Consider the following 5,466-nt stretch of genomic DNA (forward strand, 5'->3'; position numbering starts at 1 on the left):
GGCCTGAACATCCAATATTCTATCTGAAAAGAGGGCTTTTTTGCATAGCAATTGAACACCCACCCGCATAGCGGGTGGTTTACTGTTTCGTACCTTATGGTACTCAACTAGGTCTAAAGACACTAATTAAAAAGAAACATGTTACATATAAGTAACATGTTTCTTTTACTAAAAATCACTAATATATATACCAATCAATATGTCAATCACCATTTTGCTTATTGAGTGCTTCTTGAACTTCATTCATCAACATCTCTAGAATAAAGACCAAAGGTACCTGCGTGGTTAAATTAAGTGAACCGTCGCGCACCTCTAGCACATTATAAGTAATATTTACATCAGCAATATGAGCTAAAGTCGATTTTGTTGTGTTGGTGATCGCAATCAAGCTTGCACCCTGTTCTTTATAAAACTGAGCGTGTGTTAAAGTCTGCTCAGTTTCACCAGACACTGACAAAACAATCAAAGTTACTTGACTTGGATCTATCAACGCATTCGGCTTCGGTTGAAAAGGATCATTTATGGTTAACGTATAAATACCTAAATTAGCTAAAATACGGGCGCCATATTGCGAAAAGTAATTACTTGACCCAATGCCCAAAAATACCGTTAATTTCGTACGAACAATTAATTTTGCGGCACTTTGAATACTACTCGTTAATTGCTGATCATCCGCACGGTAAAAGAATTCATTCACAGTATCAACGATTGACGTATGCGGCACATACTTAGGCTGCCCCTGCAAATTTTGCTTAACATAAAACTTCAATTCAGAGAAGCCATTTAAGCCTACTTTAGTACAAAACCTGAGTACTGTTGAAGTAGAAACGCCGATGATTTTTGCAAGCTCTCGAATCGTCATTTTAGTAATTTCACTTTTATGGCTAATGACATATTCATAAACATTAAGCTCAAGTGGATTTAACTTCTGTATATCCTCATATTGAAACACACTAATTCCTCCAACTTACGCCTAAAAGCATATGATTTACCTATATCATATCATCTTTCAGAAACACAGCTTTTGGCCTCAGTTTAAGTGCCTACCTACAGACCACTAAACCATTGAGTGACTATTGCGTCCCCAAAGTTAGCGCATAATCCAAGGTTGCCTGGTAATGATCACGAGTCACATGATTTTGATTACTTGCCGCTGGCACAGATAACTTTATATTTGGCAAATTAGCAGCCATCGTTGATTCTTGCACATTATCATGCTCCAAAATCCGCTTGGTCTCGCCGACAGCTACCGTCCCGCCACCTTCTGCAGTGACATGTGTATTGTCATCAGACGATTCAAATTGCAAACTAGCCTGTTCCAACCCCACCTGATTCGCAGCCGTTTTAAACGGAGATAAAGTTAGCGAAATATCATACGGCGTGAAATACTGGGCCATTGTTGCTGGCCGAGTATCAGCCACTTTAACAAACGCATCGGTCGTGTCTTTATTGTGATAAGTTTGACCTGTTACTGGCACCGCATGTTTCCCGAATTCCAAAGTTGGCACGTGCAATAACTCCAGATAATCTGTTGTCAGCAGGAACCCGGCATTTTGATCGGCAATCACATAAGAAGAATTGCCATTCATCTCACTAATCGCGGGTAACGTGTACGTATCCGCTGATAAATAGATCTTATTACCGTCTGGTAAAGCTGCCGTTTGGGTAGGATCTAAAATTGAGCTATTTGCTAGGTCATCTGGATCAGCTTTTAGCTTTGTCGGCATTAGCCCTAACGTCTGCATATCTTTCTGGCTAAATCCAATTCGGTAAGTCCCACTTTGTAAATGCGCCAATCTATAATCACCGTGGTCATCAGAAGTGACGTCCATCAATGACGCCCCATTAAGATCCGTCTGAACGACCGAGCCACTATTATCCACCAGATAAACGTGCAAGCCCTTTATGCCCGGTTCCAGAGAACCATCTGTACGGTGCACTAAGCCATCTTTATTCAAATCATGCCAAATATTACCCGTAATCGCGCGGTTAACAACGTCAACATGAGCCGTATTACTCTTCAATTTAACTTTGCGATCACTATTAAGCGTCGTCTGGTTCACATACGTATCCCCAGAAAGATTCCCACTAGGATCCTGTTTTGTGCTTTGTGGCGTGTAATTCATCGCATAAAGATGTGTCTCGCCCGGATTAAGCGACGGTTCGTGAATCAAAATCGCAGTGACTTTTTTATCCAGCTCTGTGCCTGGTGTATATTGCACCCAACCATCCTCGGATGCGACCGCTTTTTTATAAACTGTATTAGGCTCACTCAATTCAAGATTCTTGGTCACATCTGGATCGTCACTTTCTTGATATTTGGCAGCGGTATTGTACCAAATCGTGGCCGCTCCTGTCGGTGAAGTCAGAGAAATATTGTTTAGAATATAATCACCAGAGAAGTGAGAACCGTTCACGCCATTCTGTGGTAACTTATCCAAGACATTAACGTTCTTGGTGACATCATCATAATCATTTCGGACTTTAACTGTGAAATTAAACGGCTGATTACGTTCCACAACTGGGTTGCCGGTCCCACTGGCATCGTGTCCTTCCTTAACAACAGCGACCGTATAAGCCTTGCTTATAGGAATAGATAAATTCTTTGTCCGTAACTGCGCCACGCTTTGATCATCTGAAGATGATATTTCCGCAGTTAAGTTAAGGTTGGTTTGACCATTAGCGTCAAATGTCAGATTAAGCTGTTGAAAATTCGCTTGGAACGTAATTGGCTCAGAGGTCCCAATTTCAGGGCGTTTCAAAGTAAAGCTCAATGTGGTCACGCCATTTGTATCTGTCGCGATAGTTGGTGTGATTGCATCACTTCCATGTTTCGCTGTATTAGCTACATAACTGATACCCTTTGGTAAAGTTACTTTGACAGTAACATCTTTGACATCCGCCCCTGCTGATGCCAATACTTTAGGTGTGATCGACAATTTCGCCGTATCTTGGCTGCCGTAGCCGGACTTATCGGCTGAAAAGTCACTCAATCGTACTAAGTATGGTTCTATTAAAGCCGTCGCGCCAAATGAGGGTAAACTGCCCGGGTAAGATCCTTGACTACCTTTGTCATCAGTCGCCACGTTATAGGCTTGATGATTCGTAAATTGGCCATTTGTATAAGTTGACGGCGTATATGCATAAGTACCATAAGGCGTATCATATTCATACGCTGTACTTTTACTGGTATCATAATAACTTTTTGACCGAGTTAAGGTAATATACGGATCGTCATACTCGCCTTTTTGGTTATTTGTCCCAGCGACCTTGGTGATCACTTCCCGAGGAATTGAGATGTTAGATTGATCGGTCATGCCAATTGGCTGCGTGATATGAATTGCAACTGCGCTGATTGCCCCATTTTTTTCAGCTTCCGCTGGCGTGTTATACCAAACAAAACTATTAAAGTCACGCGCTTGCATATTCGCTAGCGTGTTGGCACTATTAGCGACACCATACTGATAAGTTGGTTTGATTGGATTTCCAGCTGGCGTTGTTCCGTTCGCAAATAGGATAGCTCTCGTATCATCGTACTTTGATTCTTCAGGATTCCACCACTCTAAGATATCGGCCCCACCAACCGCATCAGCTGTGAAAGTCCCATAATGGGTCCAACCATAAAACTTTTGCCCCATATATAAGGCCGGGTCAGAGGTCATACTCCAGTGATCAGTCCCAAGATCAGAAAGACCGTCATCCATGTAATTAGACCACGTCTGACCAGCACCCATTTTGGGCGTATTATTATAGGTAAAATTAACCTGCCCAGTGTAAGCAGTCTTAAATGTACTATCCGAAGCACTCATAATTATATCGGTCTGGTCTTTAGTAGCAGTGGTTGCTCGCCCATTAAGGGTGTAGCTCAACCCGCCATTCAAGATCGAAAAAACCATATTTTGCCCTGAGACGTAGGCACTTGTCGGCAAAAACAGATTAAATACTGACGTAATAAACGTTTTCATCTGAGTCGCCCAGGGATCAATGGCAAGCGCACCAGAGTAATCGCTTGAGATGTTGGGATAAATATCACTGCCATACCAGTCATCAAAGGTAAACGTAATTTTGCTGGCATCACTCGTAAATTCCCCTGTATTATAAACACCATTTATCTGATTTTGGCCATTTTCACTTCCAAATATCATTGACCTTGGTAATCGATCAGATAGAACCTGGTTATTCATATTGGGATAAAGTGAGGCATATGATTGCGCTGTTGTTAACGGCGTATTCACATAGCCAAATTGGATGGTTTGAATATTGTTGCTTAAGCTACTGACATCCGAACCATTTAACGTAACCTTAGGCGTAAGATTGATAGTGATTGGCGTACCCGGGTCTGGATAAGCTGCACCCAAAAAGCTTGTTCCGCGACCGCTTAATGGTTTGACCCCAATACCAAAGCCCATACTGCCAACGATACCCTCTTTTTTATTAGGAACCGTTGCATTAGCATAGTCGTTAAAAGATGGTGTCGAAGTTTGATAAGAAGGTATCGCAACAGCCAAATTGGTCTGTGAACTAACTTTAGTGCTGTCTAGAGAGCCTATTGGTGGCGTCAAATCCGTCTTGGTCATTAGCGGTGTAGTTGCGCCAGCTTGAGTGACACTGACCATTTGTACCGATACGTGTGGCGTCAACACGGTCCCATTCGTGGCACCATAAACTTGAATCGGTACCGTCTGACTCCAAAGGCCATTATTCTTGTCCGTTACATTAAAAGAAACATCTCGTGAGAATGTAGACGAATTATCATCATAATCATAGGTCCCACCCCAGGAGCTATCATATTTTGCGTTTAACATGTGATTCGCAACAACACCATTATCTATCGTTCCAGTCAATTTAAACCGAATCGTGTAAGGCTGATCACTTGCATCAAATTGCAAATTGATTGGGACATATATTTTGTCGAAACTACGGACGATACCATTATTGGCATTGATATCATAGCCCGGATCATCATTGCTATCGAATGGTGCTTCCCCATCTCTATTGGGACCGTATGTTGAAGTGACCAATGTACCCGCGGTGCTTGCTGCATATGTATGATTCACAAAACAAAAGAAAAAGAGCAGTGCCGACAGCGCAACAGCAACGTGAACGGTCACATATAGCCAGACGTGATGCCTATCATTTGATACTACTTTCATTATTATCGTCCCCAAAAAATAATAATATTTTTAGATATGGTGTAAGTATATATCAATAATTGTTTGATTATAACTGAAATTTAAATAAACTTATATGCAATGTTGGTATCGGTCTAGCCATAAGCTGACTCTGTCAGCATCGGAAGCGGATACATTAGTGTTGTTTTTATTAAAACTTTTTTAGACAAAGAGGCTGGGACATAAGTCTTTTTATACAGCCTAAAGTAAAAAATTCCTTGAGATCTGATCTCAAGGAATTTTTTGCTTTTATGTAGGCACGAAGTGCCTTCCAATGTTATTCTATAAGCGACAA

Annotated in this window: 2 protein-coding genes; both read right to left on the reverse strand. The window is 41.5% G+C overall.

The features are described from left to right. Positions 1–202: 202 nt before the first annotated feature. Entirely contained in the window at positions 203–952 is a 750-nt protein-coding gene (locus FHQ08_RS12485; protein ID WP_230914718.1) for a MurR/RpiR family transcriptional regulator, read from the reverse strand. 121 nt (positions 953–1,073) lie between these two features. Then, positions 1,074–5,153 (reverse strand): SdrD B-like domain-containing protein, encoded by a 4,080-nt coding sequence (locus FHQ08_RS12490; protein WP_230914719.1) that lies wholly within the window; start codon positions 5,151–5,153, stop codon positions 1,074–1,076. Positions 5,154–5,466 lie beyond the last annotated feature (313 nt).

This window comes from Agrilactobacillus fermenti, assembly GCF_021030645.1.
GTDB lineage: Bacteria > Bacillota > Bacilli > Lactobacillales > Lactobacillaceae > Agrilactobacillus > Agrilactobacillus fermenti.